The sequence below is a fragment of the Companilactobacillus pabuli genome (genome assembly GCF_014058425.1).
GTDB classification, from domain to species: Bacteria; Bacillota; Bacilli; order Lactobacillales; family Lactobacillaceae; genus Companilactobacillus; species Companilactobacillus pabuli.
This window is the reverse complement of sequence record NZ_CP049366.1, coordinates 16,636-37,734: the sequence shown is the minus strand read 5'-3', so window position 1 is coordinate 37,734 and position 21,099 is coordinate 16,636. Positions and strand designations below refer to the sequence as shown.

At 36.1% G+C, this 21,099-nt stretch carries 19 protein-coding genes; 7 read left to right on the top strand and 12 right to left on the bottom strand.

Annotated features, from left to right (window positions below):
- From G6534_RS00190 to G6534_RS00180, 3 genes are all read right to left on the bottom strand, one after another.
- Nucleotides 1–669, bottom strand: a complete 669-nt coding sequence (locus G6534_RS00190; RefSeq protein ID WP_059074567.1) for a metal ABC transporter ATP-binding protein — start codon at nt 667–669, stop codon at nt 1–3.
- Nucleotides 670–671: 2 nt separating this feature from the next.
- Nucleotides 672–1,574, bottom strand: coding sequence for a metal ABC transporter solute-binding protein (locus G6534_RS00185; RefSeq protein ID WP_182082974.1), 903 nt, complete (start codon nt 1,572–1,574; stop codon nt 672–674).
- Nucleotides 1,575–1,837: 263 nt separating this feature from the next.
- A complete protein-coding gene (locus tag G6534_RS00180; protein ID WP_059074566.1) occupies nt 1,838–2,263 on the bottom strand; it encodes a Fur family transcriptional regulator in 426 nt (141 codons plus the stop codon).
- A gap of 134 nt (nt 2,264–2,397) precedes the next feature.
- Between G6534_RS00180 and G6534_RS00175 the strand changes: the two genes are divergently transcribed.
- From G6534_RS00175 to G6534_RS00150, 6 genes are all read left to right on the top strand, one after another.
- Nucleotides 2,398–3,090, top strand: a complete 693-nt coding sequence (locus tag G6534_RS00175; RefSeq protein WP_059074565.1) for a response regulator transcription factor — start codon at nt 2,398–2,400, stop codon at nt 3,088–3,090.
- Nucleotides 3,087–4,475, top strand: coding sequence for a sensor histidine kinase (locus tag G6534_RS00170; protein WP_182082973.1), 1,389 nt, complete (start codon nt 3,087–3,089; stop codon nt 4,473–4,475). Before G6534_RS00175 ends, G6534_RS00170 begins: the two co-directional genes overlap by 4 nt.
- A gap of 362 nt (nt 4,476–4,837) precedes the next feature.
- On the top strand, nt 4,838–6,340 hold the full coding sequence (locus G6534_RS00165; protein ID WP_182082972.1) for an AMP-binding protein: 1,503 nt from the start codon (nt 4,838–4,840) through the stop codon (nt 6,338–6,340).
- A gap of 3 nt (nt 6,341–6,343) precedes the next feature.
- On the top strand, nt 6,344–7,153 hold the full coding sequence (locus G6534_RS00160) for an ABC transporter permease subunit (protein ID WP_059075094.1): 810 nt from the start codon (nt 6,344–6,346) through the stop codon (nt 7,151–7,153).
- On the top strand, nt 7,153–7,875 hold the full coding sequence (locus tag G6534_RS00155; protein ID WP_059075093.1) for an ABC transporter ATP-binding protein: 723 nt from the start codon (nt 7,153–7,155) through the stop codon (nt 7,873–7,875). The genes G6534_RS00160 and G6534_RS00155 overlap by 1 nt, the downstream gene beginning before the upstream one ends.
- 128 nt (nt 7,876–8,003) lie before the next feature.
- Complete coding sequence (locus tag G6534_RS00150; RefSeq protein WP_059075092.1) at nt 8,004–8,420, top strand: protein-export chaperone SecB; 417 nt, start codon at nt 8,004–8,006, stop codon at nt 8,418–8,420.
- A gap of 56 nt (nt 8,421–8,476) precedes the next feature.
- Here G6534_RS00150 and G6534_RS00145 read toward each other — a convergent pair whose 3' ends face one another.
- From G6534_RS00145 to G6534_RS00105, 9 genes are all read right to left on the bottom strand, one after another.
- Nucleotides 8,477–8,989: a helix-turn-helix domain-containing protein gene (locus G6534_RS00145; protein ID WP_059075091.1), complete on the bottom strand. Its 513-nt coding sequence runs from the start codon at nt 8,987–8,989 to the stop codon at nt 8,477–8,479.
- A 156-nt stretch (nt 8,990–9,145) separates the two neighbouring features.
- Nucleotides 9,146–10,123 carry an aliphatic sulfonate ABC transporter substrate-binding protein gene (locus tag G6534_RS00140; protein ID WP_059075090.1) on the bottom strand — a complete coding sequence of 326 codons (978 nt, stop codon included), beginning with the start codon at nt 10,121–10,123 and terminating at the stop codon, nt 9,146–9,148.
- Nucleotides 10,120–11,637, bottom strand: coding sequence for an AMP-binding protein (locus G6534_RS00135; protein ID WP_182082971.1), 1,518 nt, complete (start codon nt 11,635–11,637; stop codon nt 10,120–10,122). The genes G6534_RS00140 and G6534_RS00135 overlap by 4 nt, the downstream gene beginning before the upstream one ends.
- Nucleotides 11,594–12,811, bottom strand: a complete 1,218-nt coding sequence (locus G6534_RS00130) for an acyltransferase (RefSeq protein WP_182082970.1) — start codon at nt 12,809–12,811, stop codon at nt 11,594–11,596. The genes G6534_RS00135 and G6534_RS00130 overlap by 44 nt, the downstream gene beginning before the upstream one ends.
- Before the next feature lie 663 nt (nt 12,812–13,474).
- Complete coding sequence (gene argH / locus G6534_RS00125; RefSeq protein WP_059075088.1) at nt 13,475–14,857, bottom strand: argininosuccinate lyase; 1,383 nt, start codon at nt 14,855–14,857, stop codon at nt 13,475–13,477.
- Complete coding sequence (locus G6534_RS00120; RefSeq protein ID WP_059075087.1) at nt 14,854–16,095, bottom strand: argininosuccinate synthase; 1,242 nt, start codon at nt 16,093–16,095, stop codon at nt 14,854–14,856. The genes argH and G6534_RS00120 overlap by 4 nt, the downstream gene beginning before the upstream one ends.
- Before the next feature lie 275 nt (nt 16,096–16,370).
- Nucleotides 16,371–17,183, bottom strand: a complete 813-nt coding sequence (locus tag G6534_RS00115; protein ID WP_059075086.1) for an SDR family NAD(P)-dependent oxidoreductase — start codon at nt 17,181–17,183, stop codon at nt 16,371–16,373.
- Between the two features lie 632 nt (nt 17,184–17,815).
- Nucleotides 17,816–20,149 carry a glycoside hydrolase family 65 protein gene (locus G6534_RS00110; RefSeq protein WP_182082969.1) on the bottom strand — a complete coding sequence of 778 codons (2,334 nt, stop codon included), beginning with the start codon at nt 20,147–20,149 and terminating at the stop codon, nt 17,816–17,818.
- Between the two features lie 260 nt (nt 20,150–20,409).
- Nucleotides 20,410–20,664 (bottom strand): RodZ family helix-turn-helix domain-containing protein, encoded by a 255-nt coding sequence (locus G6534_RS00105; RefSeq protein WP_057813635.1) that lies wholly within the window; start codon nt 20,662–20,664, stop codon nt 20,410–20,412.
- 153 nt (nt 20,665–20,817) lie between these two features.
- On the opposite strand from G6534_RS00105, the gene G6534_RS00100 reads away from it, so the two are divergent.
- On the top strand, nt 20,818–21,042 hold the full coding sequence (locus tag G6534_RS00100; RefSeq protein WP_182082968.1) for a transcriptional regulator: 225 nt from the start codon (nt 20,818–20,820) through the stop codon (nt 21,040–21,042).
- The last annotated feature ends 57 nt before the right edge of the window (nt 21,043–21,099 follow it).

The window sequence follows — 21,099 nt, the reverse complement described above, 5'->3', positions numbered from 1 at the left end:
TTAACCCTCCATCTCAAACATTTTTTCTGAAATACGGCTGATAGGAATTTCTTTCAAAGTTTTATCCTGGAAGAAAAGTGCTTTAGTCGTATATTTTTTTGTCAATTCATAGTCGTGTGTAATGAAAATAACCGTCAGTTGATACTTCTTATTTAATTCGGCAACTAAATCCATCAACTGCATTTTTACTTCAACATCCAAACTAGCAGTCGATTCATCAAGAATTAGAATTTTAGGATTATTCAGCAATGCTTGTGCCAAATAAGCTTTTTGCTTTTCACCACCAGAGGCTAATCCTAGAGGACGATCCTTCAAATCAGTCAATCCAGTTTTCTCCAAAATCTCTTGAATCAGTCGATCATTTTCACGACGTTTTGTTGAACTGAGCGTGAATTTCAAATTGAGTCGTATGAAGGCTTCAATACTTAATGGATAATCGTTATCGATATTTCGAAATTGTGGAACATAACCGATTGTTTGCTTATGATCGAATTTTAATTCACCACTAGTTTTTGGTTCTAACCCCATTAGTATTTTGACCAAAGTGGTTTTCCCAGATCCATTAGGTCCAATTAGGCTTAAAAAGTCGCCCTGATTTATTTTAAAATTAACATCTTGAAAAACTAATTGATTTCCAAAACGCTTAGTTAAATTTTTCGCTTCAATCAAAATTATTTTTCACCTTGTAAAATTTTATTCATTGCTTGATATTGTGACAACATCCACTCAGTGTAAGTCTTATCTTTTGGCAATGTTTCCGTAACTTTGAGAACTGGAATATCATTTTTCTTTGCTAAATCAACCAAATTATTAACAAGCTTGCTGTCTGTTTGAGTATTTAAAACAAAGAAGGCAATCTTTTTAGCTTTGATATTATCCTGCATTGTTTTAATAGTTTGAGGAGTTGGATCAGTCCCATTTTCAACGGCCTTTTCAAATTCTTTATTACCTACCTTGAAGCCAGTTGCTTTAATTGAGTAATCAAAAACTGGTTCACTGACATAAACTTCTTTATTAGTTACCTTTTGCGAAGCTGTCTTGAGTTTTGCTAACTCATTTTTCACAGGTTTCAATGAGGCTATGTATTTTTTAGCGTTTTGTTGAAAATACTTTTTATTCTTGGGTTGTTGCTTAGATAATTCATTGGCCAAATATTGCGCATATTTTGGCATCGTTTGCGGATTGTACCAAATATGAGGGTTATCACCGGTCTTTTTGTTCATGATATCCTCACCGATTTTGATATAAGTTCCGTCTTGCTTGTCCAATTTATTCATCCATGAATCGTATCCCAAACCATTAGCAACCGTAACATTGGCCTTACTAACAATTTGAGCGGTTTTAGTCGTTGGTTCAAAATCATGGGGATCAACGGCGGGATTACTAATAATTGAAGTAACACTTCCCTTGTTACCAACAATCTTCTTAGCTACTTCACCATAAAAATCAGTCGTTGTGACAATGTTTAGTTTGTCTGAGGAAGTACTAGTTTTTTTATTCGTACATCCTGATAAAACTACGATAAAAATTAACCCTAAAATAATTCCAATAAATTTTTTCTTTTTAAAAAACATGAAAAATTCTCCTTAAACAATAAAAGTTACTATTTAACCCTAAACTAATGTCCTTAAAAAGTAAATGATAAATTTTACTATTTAACATTTTTTCATATTGATTACTGTTATATTCCGTCCTCCATAGCAAAGAAAATTTGGCTGGAACGTAGTGGGCACGATTTTCTTTGCTATTCCGGACTAGATAGTGGCTTCTTTTTTCAATAGAATTTAAAAACATCTATTAGACAATAGCCAGTCGCACTATTATCCAGTAGATGTTTTTATTCAGCCTTTAATTTTTTTGTACAGTCAGCACAAAGTCCATACACTTCCAAAGCGTGTCCTTCGACTGTATAGCCTGGCAATTGATTGGTAAAAAATTCAATTGGACAAGCCTTTAATTCAGTAACTTTACCGCAGTTCTTGCAGACAAAATGATGATGATGACGATGTTCAAAATCACATTGATACTTCACCAAAGTCTTATCTTTTTCTTGAGATTCAACCAAGCCAATTTCTTCAAATTCTTTTAAATTACGATAAATCGTATTATTACTTACTCCCGGGTACAAAGAACGCATGTAATCAGCAATATCATTGATTGATACGTATTGAACGGTAAATTTACTGAGAAATTCTAATAGATCTTTGCGCTGTTTGGTTACTTTATAATGGTTCTTTTTCAAAACCTCAATTGCTTTTTCCACTTATCTCACCTTTTCTAACTAATCCATTGTAGTGTAACATAATTAGTAATTATTACGCATTAGAAAGTTTTAGTTAGTATTAAGGTAAAATTGCTACTATAATTATAGAAAATATTGTTTGGGAGATTTTATTAATGAAAAATACAATTTTAATTGTCGAAGATGAACGCAGTCTTTCCAGTTATGTTAGTAAAGAGCTCCAATTTGAGGATTTTGATGTCATCATAGCCAATGATGGAATTGAAGCTTTGGACCTTTATGAAAAACATCAAAATGATTTGTTGTTGATTTTGTTGGATTGGATGTTGCCCAAATTAGACGGTATGGAAGTTTTGCGTCGAATTAGAAAACACGATCAAGTCCCTGTAATCGTCATGACAGCTAGAGATTACGTTGGGGATAAAGTTGCAGGATTAGACAATGGCGCTGACGACTACATCACTAAGCCCTTTGAAATTGAGGAATTATTAGCTCGAGTCCGAGTCATTAAACGGCGTGCGCAAAACATGTCTGAGCCCGATCAAACTTATCAAATTGCTGATTTAACTTTAAACACTAAATCACACCAAGTTACTCGTAATAACGAAAATGTGCAATTAACTCGTCGCGAATATGATTTATTGTTGTTCTTCCTACAAAATATCGGCAAAGTCTTTACCCGTGATGAATTGCTCGACAACGTTTGGGGCGAAGATTTTCTCGGTCAACAAAACGTTGTCGATGTCTATGTAGGCTATTTACGAAGCAAAGTTGACGGCAAAAATGACAAACCGTTGATTCAAACAATTCGTGGTGTTGGCTATTCTCTTGAGGATGTTAATAAATGACAGAAAAAAAGTCCCTGACTTATCAAGAACTGATTAACAATGCAATTCGTAAATTAGTTATTATCATCACGTTAGCAATCAGTGCTTTAATTTTGGCAGTGGTTGGTGTGCAACAATATTCGCAAACCGTCCATGAAGCACGCGGACAAATGATGAGTTTGTATTTTTCCAATATTGATGACGTTCCCGGTTTTATTCAATGGAGCAATCAAAATAATCGCCACACAAAACAAAATACGGTTATTCGAGTCAAGACAAAGAAATCATCTATCACGGCAGCTTCTGATCGAGCTGGTCAACAAATTATGACGACTTCAGCTTCTAAGAAATTCATCAATCAGCATAAATTCAGTATTTTTCCTGGACAACACATTGTTTTCGTTCAAAATTTTGGTTTCTTCTTGTTCTATCAAAAAAAGGATGATGATACGACCTATCAACTGTGGACCAGCCTATCCCGCTTAATCAACAGCTTAATCTTGTTATTGATTTTAATTAGTATCATCGTTTTCGTTACCTTAGGATTTGGAACTTGGTGGGCCCAACGTTTAGCGGAAAAGCTCAGTGCGCCAACTATTGATCTGGTTAATGAAACACGCAGTACAACTAAAGATCCTGATTTTGATCAACCTAAACTGACAGTTCCAACCAGTCCTCAAGAAATCAAGGAATTGGGTGACGCCTTTAACGAATTACTTGATACTCAAAACAAACGGCTACAACGAGAAAGGGATTTTGTTTCTAATGCATCGCACGAATTGAGAACCCCTATTGCAGCTGTGCGTGGCAATTTGAATTTAATCAAACGCCATGGTGACAAGCATCCCGAAGTGATTCCCGAATCCCTAGGTTATATCGATGAAGAATCCTTAAGAATGCAACACTTGATTGAAAACCTACTCCACCTATCCCGAGCCGATCGAGCAGAATTAGTTCTGGAAAAGATTAATTTATCAGAAATCACTAACGGCATTGGCCAACAATATAAGAAGACAATCGCTCAAGAACTAAACTTAGATATTCAATCTGACATACATATTTTGGGTAATGTCGATGCTTTAAAACAAGTTATGGTAGCTTTATTAGATAATGCTAATAAATACTCACCAGATAACACTCCAATCAGATTGTCACTTAAACAAAATGGCTCAAAAGTAGATTTATCAGTGGCTGACCAGGGTATTGGTATTCCTGATGACCAAAAGCAACTCATTTTCCAAAGATTTTACCGAGTCGACACTTCTCATTCGACCGAAATCAAAGGTAGTGGTTTAGGATTATCAATTGTTTCACAATTAGTTAAGTTGAATAACGGCTTAATTAAGGTTCTTGATAATCAACCACATGGTTCTATTTTTAAAATTGAGTTTGATGCGGATAAATAAATATATAAATGTAGATTCAAAAACGGCACCTATCCAGATTGGATAGATGCTTTTTATTTATCTAAAATCAAAAATAAAGTCACTATTTAGTCCGGAATAGCAAAGAAAATTGGCTCAGTAGTGAAATTATTCTTAGCAACTTGTTGCTTAGAATAAGGCCGAGCTTGAAGCCTTTGCCCGAACTTGGTCTTAGCAAAGCCTCCAAGTCGCGCCCACTACGTTCCAGCCAAATTTTCTTTGCTATGGAGGACGGAAGACTTTCTAAGAAATTCTTATTAAACCCTTACCAAACCTAAGTAGTTACCTCATCGCAATGATTGTAAACTATGTTTATTCAATCGAAAGGACATGGTGACTTACTTATGTCAGAACTTACTGAAAGATTACAACAACAATTAATTGCTGGCGCTACTCGTCCTTTAATGCAAGATGCAAATCAGCATTGGTACACCGGCAGTGAACTTAACTTAGAAAAAAACGTATGGAAAAATTATTGGAAAAATAAAGGTATCGGTCACAACGATATCGTTTTAGTTAGCTTAACAAATTCAGTTACTTATTCTTTGGTCATTCAAAGCCTTTGGGAAATTGGTAGTATCGTACAAACCCTGAATCCCGCTGCTACTGAAATTCAAATCAGTGAACTTGAAGATCAATATCATTATTCAGCTATTATTTTTGATTCAGATGTTAAAGAATTAAAATTTTTAAATGATATTTTTACTAACCAACCTCGTTTGACAACTTTGCACGAATCAGAAGTACAAATCTTCGTTCGTAACAAGCATATCGCTCATGTAGCAGAAACACCGGAAGATGACCAAATTGCTTTGATCATGCATACATCTGGTACTACGGGTAAACCTAAACGAGTTGGTTTAACTCACAAACAACTTTTGGCCGGAGCCTTTAATGTCATCGATAGTGAAGAACTAACGGATCAAGATAGCACTTTTATCTTAATGCCAATGTTTCATATCAATGCCATGGTTATTTCTAATCTGGCTACTCGTCTATCTCACGGACAATTATTATTCCGTCCCAAATTTAGTGCTCATCTTTTCTGGAAGGAAGTTAGTAGTGAAAAGGTAACTTGGGTGTCATTAACACCAGCTATCATCGCCATCTTATTGCAACGTGATGAACAACCAGCTCACACTAACTTGCGATTTCTCCGGACTGCTTCAGCCCCTCTCCTCCCAAGCATCCACGCACAATTTAAACAACGCTTCGATATTCCATTAATTGAAAGTTATGGTATGACTGAAGCCGCTAGTCAAATTGCCCAAAATCCACTCGAAAAACCAGTTCAAAAAACAGTCGGCAAAGTAGTTGGTACAGAAATTAAAATTTTTGATAACAACTATCACGAAGTTGGAAAAAATAAAATCGGACAAATTGCTTTAAAGGGTGACAGCGTCATTACTCATTATTTGGACCCTCAACCTGAAGCCTTTCACGATGGCTGGTTGCCGACGGGTGATCTTGGTTCACTAGACGAGAATGATTACTTGCACATTGCTGGTCGTAGCAAAGAAATGATCATTCGCGGTGGTGAAAATGTTAATCCACTAGCCGTCGAAGATTGCTTGCACAACTTGAAATTTATCCGTGAAGTAGCCGTCGTTGGTACTCCCGATTTAATTTATGGTGAAACTGTCACCGCCGTTATTGTTCCTAAAAAACTCAGTCATGATCATCGCCACCAATTAGCGTTGTTGAACGAATTAGCAAATGAGCAATTATTACCTGTTGAACGTCCTACAAAATACATTTTTAGTACTGAATTGCCTAAAAATGCGACGGGAAAAATTCAACGTACACTTCTAGCTCAAGAAGTGGTTCAACAACAAAAGGAGGCCTAACTGATGCAAAAACCTGTGACTTTAACGACGACACGTAAAAAAATCAATCTGCCAGTCGATAAAATTTTGCCTTTCTTAATTCCTATTATTGTAATTTTGTTTTGGCAAGTTAGTAGCACGCTAGGTTGGTTATCAACTTCAGTTTTACCCTCACCTCTAGCTGTTCTTCAAGATGGTATCAAACTAACACAATCTGGAGAATTACCTAAAAATCTCAGTATCAGTCTTTACCGAGCTACCGTTGGACTTTTAATTGGTGGTGGCGTTGGTTTTATTCTTGGTTTTATCAATGGTATGTCCAACACTTGTCGCTTATTATTTGATTCATCGATTCAAATGTTTCGTAACATTCCCCATTTGGCTTTGATTCCCCTAATCATTCTTTGGTTAGGTATTAACGAATCAGCTAAGATTTCACTAGTTGCGATTGGAACAATGTTTCCTGTCTACATCAACACTTTCCATGGAATCCGCTCAGTCGATCCAGATTTGATTGAAATGGGTGAATCATACGAACTTTCAAAACGACAAATGTTTTTCAAAATTATTTTTCCAGCCGCTTTACCACAAATTCTCGTTGGTATTCGTTACGCCCTAGGTGTAATGTGGACTACTTTGATTGTTGCTGAAACTATCTCAGCCAGTTCAGGTATTGGATATATGGCAAATAATGCGGAAGATTTCGTCGATATGGAAACTGTTATCTTATGTATCGTCGTCTATGCCGTACTTGGTAAAATTTCTGATTTGGTTGCCAAAAGTTTTGAAAGTCTCTTATTAGATTGGCAAAATACTGGAAGGAGCAATGCTTAATGAATAATTCAATGATTACAATTAAAAACGTAAATAAAACTTATAATAATTTAACTGCTTTACACGATGTAAATTTAGATATCAATCAAGGTGAATTTATCGCCTTAGTTGGTATGAGTGGTGGTGGTAAGAGTACTCTGTTACGCCTCATCGCTGGCTTGGAAAAACCTACTAGTGGTTCAGTTCAAATCAATTCAACTGATACGAAATCTTTAATCCGCGTAATGTTCCAAGAAGATAGATTACTTCCCTGGATGTCCGTTTTAGACAATTTATCCTTTGGTTCAAAAGATAAAAACACTAAAGCGCATGCCAAAGAATTACTCGATTTAGTTGAACTAGGAGACTACGCTGATCACTTTCCTAATCAATTATCTGGTGGTCAAAAACAACGTGTCGCCTTGGCTAGAGCCTTAATGAGCCATCCTAAAATTTTACTGTTGGACGAACCTTTAGGAGCTTTGGATGCTTTGACAAGACGCAAGATGCAAGACTTAATCTTAAATATCTGTCAAAAACAAAATCTAACAACTATCTTAGTTACCCACGATGTCGAAGAAGCTGCTCGAATGGCTGATCGTATCGTTGTTATGAAAGATTCAACTAATTCATATGAAGAAGATTGCCCTAAGAATCGCAACGCTGGTCAAATCGGTATCGTCGCTGATCGAGTTCTTGGTGAAATCTTGGAAGAACCCGAAGTACAACAACAAACTGCTTAATCAAAAAAATCCTGAAATTATCTATCATAAGAATAGATATTTCAGGATTTTTTTAATATCGTATCTAAATTAATGTTAATAATTAGGAACCATGCTAGTATGGTAAGAAATGACTGGAGAAAAAGCTTATGAATATGACTAGTAAGTATTTACAGTTTGAGAACCCTACTGTTCTAAAATTTGATTTCCAAGTTAATGACGATTTTGATTTTGAAAATGACTTCGATTCCGCCGATATTGGCACTTTAGTAGAAATGCCTAGTGAAGAAGAAATCGATTGGAATGATGATATTCCACTTTACTTAACTATTTTTGTCAACCAAGAGAACGACAACGTTCCTTACACGATCACTGCTAGAATCATGACGCTTTTTCAAGTCTCCGAACTTCTCCCTCATAGTGACGCCTTGCAGTTATTGCAGACAGAGGGAGCCTCAATTTTGTTGTCGTATTTAAGACCAATGGTCTCGATGATGACTTCTGCTAGTGGTTTTCCAGCTATGACCTTACCAGTTTTGGACTTTTCTGATAGTGACAACAACTAAAAAATTAAACAGCATCTATTCGGATTTTTTCTAAATAGATGCTGTTTTTTTAATTGCTATAGTCCTGCAGTAAATCCTATCCACATACTAAGTAACGAGTCAGTCACAGTCATAGCCATCACTATAACTCCCCAAAAAACGGCTTTCTTTGTTAAACTACGATTAACATACCTCCACTCAAGATTCATAAGTACTCCTAATTTACCTGCAAAGGCAATAACGAGGATCCAAGCTTTAACAATATCACTGGGCATTTTAAATAAGCTGAGTAAAATCAACAAAACTATTCCTAAACCAATTCCACCAAAAATAATAGTTTCAACATAATTTAACCTTATTTTCCCGTCATTTTTCAATTTGTCCATCAATTCTTCATCCCCCCGAATCAACTCATCTAAGGAAATATCAAACAGATCACTGATTGCCACTACATTATTAAAGCTAGGCAAACTGCCACCATTCTCCCATTTGGAAATCGATTGTCGAGAAATGTGTAGTTTTTCGGCTAGATCATTTTGTGACATGTTGTGACGTATCCGCTGTTGTTGTAGTTGCAAACCAATTTTCATTGAAAAATCCCCCTTTGATTACTTAATATTTTATCCTGACGGAGATAATTTAACTAGAAGTTGACGGTTGCTTTTGCCTAGGAAAGTAAATTTTACCGTTATGTTATCGTTACATCTAATGGCAAAAAAAAGACGACCAACCGGCCGCCTCATTTATTATTTATAATTTCCAGAATCGCTAACTGTAACTTTATTTTCAATCAAACCTTCTTCATAAAACAAGTCAGCAATCTTTTGTTCTTCCTTAACATACGTGCTATTCATCGTACTAATTCCATAAGTTCGGCGTCCTATCATCTTCTTAACGACCGACTTAGAAACTTTCAACGATTTACTCATCATCGTAATCAACTCACTGTGATTGTTGTTAGCCCATTTCATATCTTCTTGTAGATACTTGATCAAATACTTCGAAATTTCAGTATTCTTCTTGGCATAACTTTTCGTTGTTAAAATATAATCACGATTATTAGTAATTCCAACACCGTTTGTCACTAATTTAGCATTTTGTGTCAATTGTGCTTGAGCTGTGTATGGATCCCAAGTTGACCAAGCATCGACCTTACCTTTAGAAAAGGCTACGCTGGCACTGGATTGATCCATGTTGACCCAAGTGATGTCATCAGGACTCATACCGGCTTTCTTCAAAGCTGCTAGTAACATGTATTGAGAACTAGTCCCTTTAGTATAGGCAACTTTCTTACCTTTCAAATCTTTAATTGAAGAAATGCTTGAAGAATTCTTAACTAAGATACCGGAACCTTTAGCCTTCGATGAACTGGCAGCGACGTAAGTCAATTTTGTCCCAGTCGAAAGTGCTGAAACCGGTGGTGTATCTCCAGTTCTGGCATAATCAACACTACCAGCTTTCAAAGCTTGCATTAGAGAATTTCCATCAGAGAACTCTTTAAAAACCACTTTATAGCCTTTCTTCTCCATCTTCTTAGAAAATTCACCACGTTGCTTGGCAATATCGAACGGATCACCTTTTTGATAACCAATCGTCACTGTTTCTAATCCGGAAGTAGCGGCTCCAGCATCCGTCTGTTTAAAGCCATAAATTGCAATCGCTGCCCAAAAGACTAAGACGACACTGATCAATAATTTTTTTAAATTTTTCTTTTTCTTACTCATCCAGCACTCCTAACTAAAGTTGACATCACTTGTTGGCGTAATTTCAAACGAATAACTTTACCCGTGGCATTACGAGGATAATCTTTAACGAAGAAAATTCTCGTTGGTTGCTCATAAGTAGCTAAAGTTGCCTTGGCATGAGCCATGATTTTTTGACGTTCTAATTCTTCATCTTGTTCGCCATTGCTGATAACAACCGCCGTTACTGCTTCTCCATAAAGAGTATCAGGTGTTCCAATAACTGAAACTTCTTTAATAAAATTCAATTGACTCAAGGCATTTTCAACCTGGGCGGGAGCTACTTTTTCGCCACCGTGGTTGATGATGTCTTTTTTGCGTCCTTTAACAAACAAGTAGCCATCTTCATCCAAATATCCTAAATCACCAGTTAAAAACCAACCATCTTTGAACGAATCTGGATGTGGATCTAAGTAATCACTAATAACATGGTCGCCACGGACAACAATTTCACCGATTTGTTTAGGTCGTTTAGTAATTTGTTCATTAACCATAATTCCTAAATCAGTTTCAAATGGCTTCCCAGCTGAACCAACTTTTGGTGCATCAAATGGATTGATCGTACATTGACTAGCAGTTTCGGTCATCCCATATCCTTCCAAAATTCTCGTATGAAAACGTGTTTGAAAGGCAGTCAGTTTATCAAGCGGCAAAGCAAATGACGAACATCTAACGAAACGTAAACGAATATCATCACTGTAGCTTTCATTGGCCTTTTGATTGATCAACAAGATATTAACGATAGTTGGTACGACTGATACCCAAGTAACACCATTCTCTTTAACTTGATTCCAAAACTTAGAAGCACTGAATTTTTCAGCAATTACTAACTTACCACCGGATAATCTAGTTGCCAAAATCACCACTGCTTGAGCATTGATATGAAACATCGGCATAACCAACAAACTAGTATCTTCAGATGTCATCTTGTGGCTTTCAATATCATGTTTGACACCATTCAACAAAATTCTATGCGTCAAACCAACACGTTTGGGCTTACCAGTAGTTCCAGAAGTATTCATAATCAACGCTAAATCATCTTCATCGGGAACTTTAGCATCATGTCCCATTAAACTACGGTCACGAATGATGTGTAATAAAGAATAAGTTTGCAAGTGTAGTGCTGAAACAATTGCCACACGATCATCTAAAGCCGCATCGACTAGTGTTTGACCAACAATAGAAGCCACATAATCGTGTTCTTTTAATTCTTGTTGTAATTCCTTTTCTGGCGTTGTGGCAGCGACTGGATGCATCACTGCTCCAACTTCCCAAAGCGCTTGTGTTATTAAAGGATAAGCTGCAGTGTTGGACAAACAAACTAAAACTACGTCACCGTATCCAATGTGCAAGTCTAAAAATTCTTCACGTAACATCCGAACATCGTCGGCAACTTCAAAGCCTTTATACCAACGATTTAGCTTTTCATCCTTAATTATTTCTTGATTCATATTATTCCTTAACTGTTTGTTTAATTGATTCGTTATTTTTGACATTTTCAACTACTCCTTTAGCTTTTTTTGCACTAAATATGTGTTGTGGGCGTCCAATTAAAATTCCAAATGGTGGTACCTTGTAGCAGAACCAAGAAATTAAGAATGATCCTCCTAACACGAAAGCGTAACCGAATGGCAATAGCAACAACGTTACGATTGAAGGTAAATGAATTACACTCAAGATTCCATAGAGTATTGTTACTGGAATTGTTTGGACTAAATAAATCCCAAAGGAAACTTTTGACATATTTTTAATAATTTTTTCTAACCAATTTGGAAAACCATGATTTCTAGCGTGAGCATATTGACGACCAATCCAGAAAACAAATGCAATCATGAACGTGTCATAAATAAAAATTAATGGTTGGTGAATTGATAAGCTGGCACTCAAACTGAGTTTCAAAATATTAATATTTCCAAAGAATAATGCAACCGTACCAATTGCCAAAGCCAAAGTTGACCAACCAATCATACGGTGATTTTTTTCGATAAAACGATCTACTTGATCATAGTGAATAGCTACGAAAGCTCCAGCGATAAAGTAAAATTGATAAACTAAAATGTTTAATCCATAGGCTCTAAATAAGTACCACCAACCGTCACGGTCAACTCCTGGCAACCAATATTTAATTCCAATTACTAAGAGTAGCTGGAGGACGGCACTGACAGTTAAAACAGCCAAATGATGATTTTTAAACTTCTTAAACATGTAGACCAGTAGTGGAAAAATCAAATACAACTGGAAAGTAACAATAATATAGTACATGTAGAATTTGTTACCATGAATAATTGCATCAAATAAATTCTGGAAGTAATTAGGCCAATTCAGGGCAATTCCAGCTGTAATTGTCGTGAACCACATCATAATGGCATTCCAGCCAATATAAGGAATTCCAACGCTGATATAACGTTTCTTCCAAAACTTCAGCCAATGATGTTCTTTATTGTAATAATTTAGTACCAAAACTAGTCCTGTCATAAACATGAAACCCATTCTGGTAAAGTGAAGTGCCAAGTGAGAAGCCTCTAAGAACAACTCACTCCCCGATCCACTGCCGACATTATTTCTAAAAGCGGTTGTCGTATGATTCAACAACACCCCACCAATGAAAAGCACGCGCATCAGGTCCACTTCATGGAGATATTTCTTTTTTCTAGTTTTTACTTCAGCCAAAAAGTCACCTCTGTTACATTTCTTACCGTTTCTAAAGCATATATAAGTTATAGCATCCCAGTAGTGGCGCGGTCTTGATGATTTGGTAAGGGTAAAATAAGAAAATCTTAGATAGAGGGTGGAGAATGCCGTCCTCCATAGCAAAGAAAATTTGGCTGGAACAATGTGGGCACGACTTGGAGCCTTTGCTAAGCCCAGACCCGGGCAAAGTCTTCAAGCTCGACCTTTCACTAGGCAATAAATTGCCAAGAGAAATTTCACATTTGAGCCAATTTTCTTTGCTATTCCGGACTGGAGAGTGGTTTTATATTTTTATACAGTCAAACAAAAAGCATCTATTCAGATAATGCTAGTCGTTAATCGCCTATATATCTGAATAGATGCTATTTTTGACTTTAAATTATTTGAAACAAACAATAAATGACGTTATCCAGTCGGGAGTGGCAGCTTTGTGGATGCTCAGTACTGAAATTTCACTTAGCAATTTATTGCTTAGTGAAAGGCCAAGCTTGGAGATGATTCCCGGTTCTGGAATTAGCTTCAAGTTGCGCCCAGTACGTTCCAGCGTCCACAAAGCAGAACGGACGACGGCATCATCCCACAACAAAAAAATAGGACTACCTTAACCACAAAAAGTGATCAAAGTAATCCTAATTTAATTTTTTATAAACCTAATTCTTCTTGAGCTTTTTCAATTTGTTCACGAACTTGTTTAAAGCCTGTACCACCATAAGAATTTCTTCTTTCAACGGCAACTTCTGGTTTCAACACATCGTAAACGTCTTCTTCAATCAAAGGTGAAATTTTCTTAAAGTCAGCCATCGAAATATCCTGTAAGTTTTGACCACTTTGAATACCTTTCAAAACTAATTCTCCAACGATTCCGTGTGCTTGTCTAAAAGGAATCCCTTTCGTAGCCAAGTAATCAGCCAATTCAGTCGCGTTTGAAAAGTCGTGCGTAGTAGCTTTGTACATGTTATCTTTTTTAACTTTAACAGTCGAAAGCATCCCGTTGAACACTCTCAAAGCTGGCAGAATAGTTTTGACAGTATCAAAAACGCCTTCTTTATCTTCTTGAAGATCCTTGTTATAAGCCAAAGGTAAAGACTTCATCGTCGAAAGTAGTCCGAACAAATGTCCAAACACTCGACCACTCTTGCCACGGATAAGTTCTGCCATATCAGGATTCTTCTTTTGAGGCATGATAGAACTTCCCGTCGTGTACTTGTCGCTTAATTCCAAATAATTAAATTCGTAACTGACCCACATACTCAACTCTTCACAAAAACGAGATAAATGTAGCATCAAAATTGAAGCGTTACTCAAAAATTCTAAGGCAAAATCACGATCAGACACCGCATCTAGTGAATTACTATAAACTTCTCCAAATCCTAATTCGTCAGCTGTAAATTGACGATCGATTGGGAAAGTTGTTCCGGCTAAAGCTGCAGCACCTAATGGTGAAATATCAGTGTGTTTTTGATTAAATTCAAATCTCTCCACGTCACGTTTCAACATTGAATAATAAGCCATTAAATAGTGACCATAAGAAATTGGTTGAGCGTGTTGCAAGTGAGTATATCCTGGCATGATAGTCTCGACATTTTCACTGGCTAATTTAACTAAAGTCGTTTGGATAGTTTTGATTTCTTCAATAATCTTAGGTAAACGATTCTTGACGTACAAATGAAAATCAGTTGCGACTTGGTCATTTCTTGAACGTCCTGTATGCAATTTACCAGCCACCGATCCAATTCGATCAGTTAAAATACTTTCAATATTCATATGAATATCTTCGTTTTCAACTGAGAAATGGATTTTACCTTGATGTAGGTCCTTTTGAATATCCTCAAGTCCAGCAACTATTTTTGAAACGTCGTCGTGATTCAAAATTCCAGTTTTTTCTAACATTTTGACGTGAGCCAAAGATCCAGTTATATCTTCGTCAGCCATTTGTTGATCAAAGCTGATTGAAGCACCGAATTCATCTACCCAACTGTCGGCTTGTTGTGAAAATCTTCCACCCCAGAGCTTTTCGGTACTCATTGGTTCACCTCAGTATGGTCAGCTTCATTCTTTTGTTGAGCAGCTTTTTCGCTAACTTGAGCGGAAACTTGTGTTGGAAGTCCCCATAGTTTGATGAATCCTTGAGCAGCTTCTTGGTCGAATGAGTCAGCTGAAGTGTAAGTTGCCAAATCTTTGTCATATAGAGAATTTGGTGATTTACGTCCTTGAACCAAAACGTTACCCTTGAACAACTTCAACTTAATAACTCCATTAACGGTCTTTTGACTTTCATGCAAGAAGGCCAACAATGAATCCATCAATGGTGAGAACCATAGCCCGTTATAAATTGTATCGCTCAATTGTTTTTCAATATATGGCTTGAAATGAGCCAAATCACGTTCTAGTGTCAAATCTTCAAGTTCTTTGTGAGCTTTCAACAAAACTGCTGCTGCAGGTGTTTCATAGACTTCACGTGACTTGATACCAACCAAACGATTTTCGATGTGGTCGATTCTGCCGATACCATTTTCGCCAGCAATCACATTTAGTTCTTGAATCATATCTGAGAACTTCATCTTTTCACCATCTAGTGAAACAGGAACACCCTTTTCAAAGGCAATTTCGATACTAGTTGGTTCGTCTGGTGTTTTTTCAATTGGATTAGTGATGTCAAAAGCATCTTCTGGTGCTTCGTTCCAAGGATCTTCCAAAACACCACATTCATTAGCACGACCCCAAATATTGGCATCGATAGAATATGGTGAATCCAAATCAATCGGAATTGGAATATTGTGTTCCTTGGCAAATTCGATTTCTTCTTCACGTGACCAGTGCCAATCACGAACAGGTCCTAACACGGTCATTTCTGGAGCCAAAGCGTGGATGGCAACTTCAAAACGAACTTGATCGTTACCTTTTCCGGTACAGCCATGGGCAATGGCAACTGCATCATTTTCTTTGGCAATTTCTACTAATTTTTTACTAATAAGAGGTCGGGATAAGGCAGAGAGAAGAGGATAAATACCTTCATAGAGGGTATGTCCTTGTAATGCTACTAATGCGTAATCGTCAGCGAATTCATCTAAAGCATCAATGGCAATTGCATCAACTGCACCAGCGTCAATCGCTTTGTTCTTGATAAACTCAAGATCTTTTCCTTCACCAACATTGATACAACATGCAATAACGTCGTATCCTTTATTTTTCAACCACGGAATGGCTACTGATGTGTCCAATCCACCGGAATATGCTAAAACTACTTTTTTTGTCTCTGTCATAATACTGTCTCCCTTTATTAGAAAAAAATTAATTTATGAAAAAGATAGTAGCACCATATAAATTCTTTTTCAACCTTAAAATTAGAGAAAAATTAGACTATTTAATCTTTTCTAAGAAAAGTAGAGCTCAATAATGCCTATTTGATAAGGTTTTGAAAATCATTTAAAAAAGATAAAAAAATTTTAGATTTTCCTTTTTTTGATGAAATCTTCCATTATAAAAAAACATTACCAGAACACAGTGATATCTGTCATTCCAGTAATGTCTTTAATCCTTATTTCATCAACTTATTCAAAGCAAATCGATAAACTCTAGGCATAGTTGTAGCTGTCAAAACCATCCCGTGATCAATGATTGAATGATAGTAACGACGTTTTGGATGAATATCCGTCGCAGCCTGATAGAACACTTTGGCCAAGTCTTCTGCTGTTGCCTGTGTACCTTTGATTTTAGCGAATAAACTTTCAGTTTTATCCAATAGATTTTCATACGGAGAATCTTCTAGCAAATTCTTACGCGCATTTTCAAAAGCAATCTTGCTCCATTCCGATTTAGTTAAACCAGGTTGAACGATCACTGAACGAATTCCAAATGGCTTTACTTCTTGATCTAGAACATCGCTCCACATATTTAAACTAGCTTTAGTCGTGTAATACCAGCCACCTAAAGCACTGTAAATATTTGCTCCGACTGATGAAATATTAACGATTCGACCAGAATTTTGACGACGCATGACTGGCAATACTAATTGCGTGATACGATCTGCTCCAAACAAATTGACATCAAACTGACGCTTAGCATTTTCCACAGGAACTTCCTCAATTGGTCCAAATTCACCATAGCCAGCATTATTGATCAAAACATCAATTCTGCCTTGTTGTTTAACAACGTGATCAATCAACCCTCGAACTGACAGCTTATCAGTTACATCAAGTTTTTGAGTATGAATTCCCATTTCTGACAAATCGGCCAACCGTTCAACGCGCCGAGCCCCACCGTAAACTTCAAATCCTTGTTGTTTGAAGTAAATGGCCGCTGCCCGTCCCATTCCTGACGAAATTCCAGTAATTACCACCACTTTAGTCATACAAATATCCTCCATAATTTCAGTTAGTTATATTTTAGTATATTTTAACTAGAAATAATTTCATGAAAATATTTTTGGTTGAAATATGCCGTCGTCCGCAAAAGCCCTGTGATTGGCTGGAACGCTGCCGACACGATTTTGAGCTTTTGCATGGCCCCAAAGACGCAAAATCTCAAAACTCGGTCTTTCACTAGGCAATAAATTGCCAAGAGAAATTTGGCGGCTGAGCCATCACAGGGCTTTTGCTCCCGACTAGAGTCCAATTTCTATTTAGATAGAATTAGACACATGCTTTTTTAATAACTACTTCCTTTTTTCGTTTCACTACAAAAAAAGGAAGATACTACTAGAACCACGGCAATATACTGTAATTCTAATAATATCTTCTATTAATTTTCTGAAGTAACTTGTATAAAGATAGAAACCACTATCTAGTCGGGAGTGAGGTCCTGGAAAATGCTCAGCCGTGAAATTCTACTTAGCGATTTATCGCTTAGTAGAAGCCCAATCTTGAAGACTTTGCCCGGTTTTGGTCTTAGCAAAGGCTCCAAGTTGTGGCCACAGCGTTCCAGCAATTTTCCAGGGCCGAACGGACGACGGCATTTTAAATCCGACATCAGTTAACACAACCACTATCTTTCAGTTTTTTCAGGTACAAAATCATCAACTTCGATTTTAGAATTATCCGGAACTTGATACTCTTGACCATTATTAATAAATTCAATACCATCACCCACAACTTCTACTTCCATTTCATCATGCGTGATGGAAACTTTGACAATACTGCCATGCCAACAAATCCGATACTTCAAACTAGACCAAGCCTTAGGAAGATGTGGATCAATCCGTAGTTTACCATTGGAGATTCTCACACCACCGAAGCCTTGAACGGTCATACTCCAAATTCCACCGCAAGATGCCAAATGCATCCCTTGAATAGATTTACCAACATGAACTCCCATATCAGTCTCACAAGTCCATCTGTAGAATTTGTAAGCTTGATCATCTAATCCTAACTCATTAGCAATCATTGAATGTGGTGGCATAGATAAAGAAGATTCGTGAGTCGTCTTTGGCTCATAGTAATTCCAATTAGCCAATTTCACGTCTTTATCAAAATAATCATCGAATAAATTAATCAATAACATCACATCGGCTTGTTTAGTAACTTGTAAATTATTAACTTGATCCAAATTATAATCCTTAAAAATCTCACTAATTTGATCATTTATTTGATACTTAGTTACATCGATTTTTTTCTTAGACAGATACTTATCATCTTGAGGAATTACTCCCTGCTTATTTGGCTGTGGTAAATAAATCTTATTTACGCGTGAAATCCAATCGTTATAAGCTTCAGCCAAATCTAGTTTCTTATCTAAGGTTACGTAAAGATCTGGATGATCTTCCTTCAAAATATTAACGACTTGAATGGCTTTTTGAATACACCAATGAGCTAAATAATTAGTATAAGCATTATTATCCGCATGTTCCTTATACTCATCAGGTCCAATAACATTAGTTATTTCATAACGCTCATGGTCTTGATCATATTCCAGACGACTGACCCAAAATTTGGCCGCATCCAAAATAATCTCGTAACCCATCTTTTTAGCAAAATCTCGATCATTAGTGGCATTCAGATATTCCATTACTGCATAAACGACATCGCCAGTAATGTGTTGTTCAATAAAACCAGACCAAACTTTCATTGGTTCACCAGTCACAATATCAGCGGAACCCCAAAGTGGAGCTGTCTCACCATCACTAGGACAAGCAGCTTCCCAAGGAAATTCAGCTCCACGATAACCATTTCTAATTGCTTTCTTGTGGGCACCTTCTAGTCCCAAATAACGATATTCTAAAAGATTTCTAGCAATCTTAGGCATTGTAAAAATGAAATATGGCAACATGAAAATTTCTGTATCCCAAAATGTATGGCCTTTATAACCTTCACCAGTTAACCCTTTAGCACCAATATTCATATTTGGAGAATGCGGTGTGTTAGCAGCTAATTGATAACGGGCAAAATTAATCGCTACTTGTGGCTCAATATCTTTAGACTTGATTTCGACAAAACTCTTTTTCCATATCTTTTTATCCCAAGCCCGGGCTGATTTTTGTAACAACTCATGGTAATTGGCCCAACTAGATTTCTTCAAACAATTAACTGAAGTCTCTGCCAAATCGTCATCTTTAACGTCTTTATCGATACTTGTAAAGACATTGCTATACTTCACAATCTGAAAAACCTGACCAGCTGCCAAGTCAACATCATAATTTTCAAAAATTTGCCGACGTCCCATCTTGATATAAGGTTTGTCATTTAATAAAACTTCGTTGACGAATAATTTATGCATCGAATTGAAGACAAATTCAATCTTAGATTGTTGTGATTTTTCGGTTAATTGAATGAATTTACCTTCATAAAATCTCTTACTGCCTTCCATAAGATGTTGTGTGCCACTGTTTGACTGTTGACCATCAATTCCAGATTTAATCTTCAAATCAATATTCTTATCAGCACTAACGGTTACTTTCGATGCTAACAAATGGTAATTATCCATCGAAACGAAACGAGTGAATTTAAAATTAATTTGTTTATGATTAATAATCCATGTAAATTCACGTGTCAATTCACCGTTCTTCATATCGAGGTATTTATGATATCCCTTTACTTGACCATCTTTTAAATTCAAAGTTTGTCCATCAACTTGAAAGACCATGTTTAACAAATCTGGTAAGTTAGGCAGCTCTGTTACTTCACTTGGAAAGGCATCGAATGTCCCGGACACGAACATATCACGCTTTTCATTTAATTGTGGTTCTTCCGTTACGCCTCTCATACCGACGTAACCATTACCTTGAAACATAATTGTTTCAATTTTATTGATCATTTTAGAATCGTAATTTTTAGTTCCAACATACCAACTATTATTTTTATTTGTATCTACACAAAATTCCATTTCTCATCATCCAATCATTCAAGATATTTTGTTTAAATACTAGTAATGTCGATAACCTGTTTAAACTTCCCTCATTTGTATTGTAGTCGATTCAACGGTCAAAGTGAAAGCATTCATCTTGCTAAAATGTAAAAAAGCAGCCTTACATCAATGTTGATGTAAAACTGCTTCCGTTCCCATTATATATATCTTTTATAACTTGATATTTATATTTTTATATCAAGTTTTAGACTACCCCATACGAATTTAAGTCTAATTTTTTAGTTTCTTCTGTTATTTGCTTTAAGATTTTTCAAGATCAAATCACTTAACTCTGTTAAGTCAGCACCGTATAAATCTGCTAAGACAAATAACAATTCGCCATCAAGAATTTTATTCTTATCAGTTTCAATAGCACTCAAAACTGAAGTTGATGTTGAAAAATTATAATTCTCTCGTACAGTATCAACTACCTGTTGCAAAGTTAATTCCTTAAAAAATCTTTTAGTACGTAAATATCTTCCAATTGTCATCATATGTCAAATACAACCTATACCTTTCATATATGATATTTTAACCTAAAATATGACTTTTTCAAAAATATTTATTGAAAAATTTGTATTTTTAGTTTAACATAATACTGTTCCTATATTAAGGAAAAAGGCTTGAGTTGGAGATTACACATAACTATGTATAACAATCAATATCTAAAGGCTTTTTTCACTCTTAAAAAAATTAAACAGAGTGATATTGCCAAACTCTTGGAAAAATCTACATCAACTATTCGTCGTAAAAATGATGATTTAGGTTTTACCCAAAAAGAGATTTTACTCATTCATGAGAAATATGACATCCCCATCGAAGCTTTTTTCTATGACAGTTCCGATGAAAAGTATATCAAAAAATTCTTATAGAAACCTTAAAAACAATTTTTCTTAAGAATTTAAAAATAACGTGGGCGAAAACCCGCG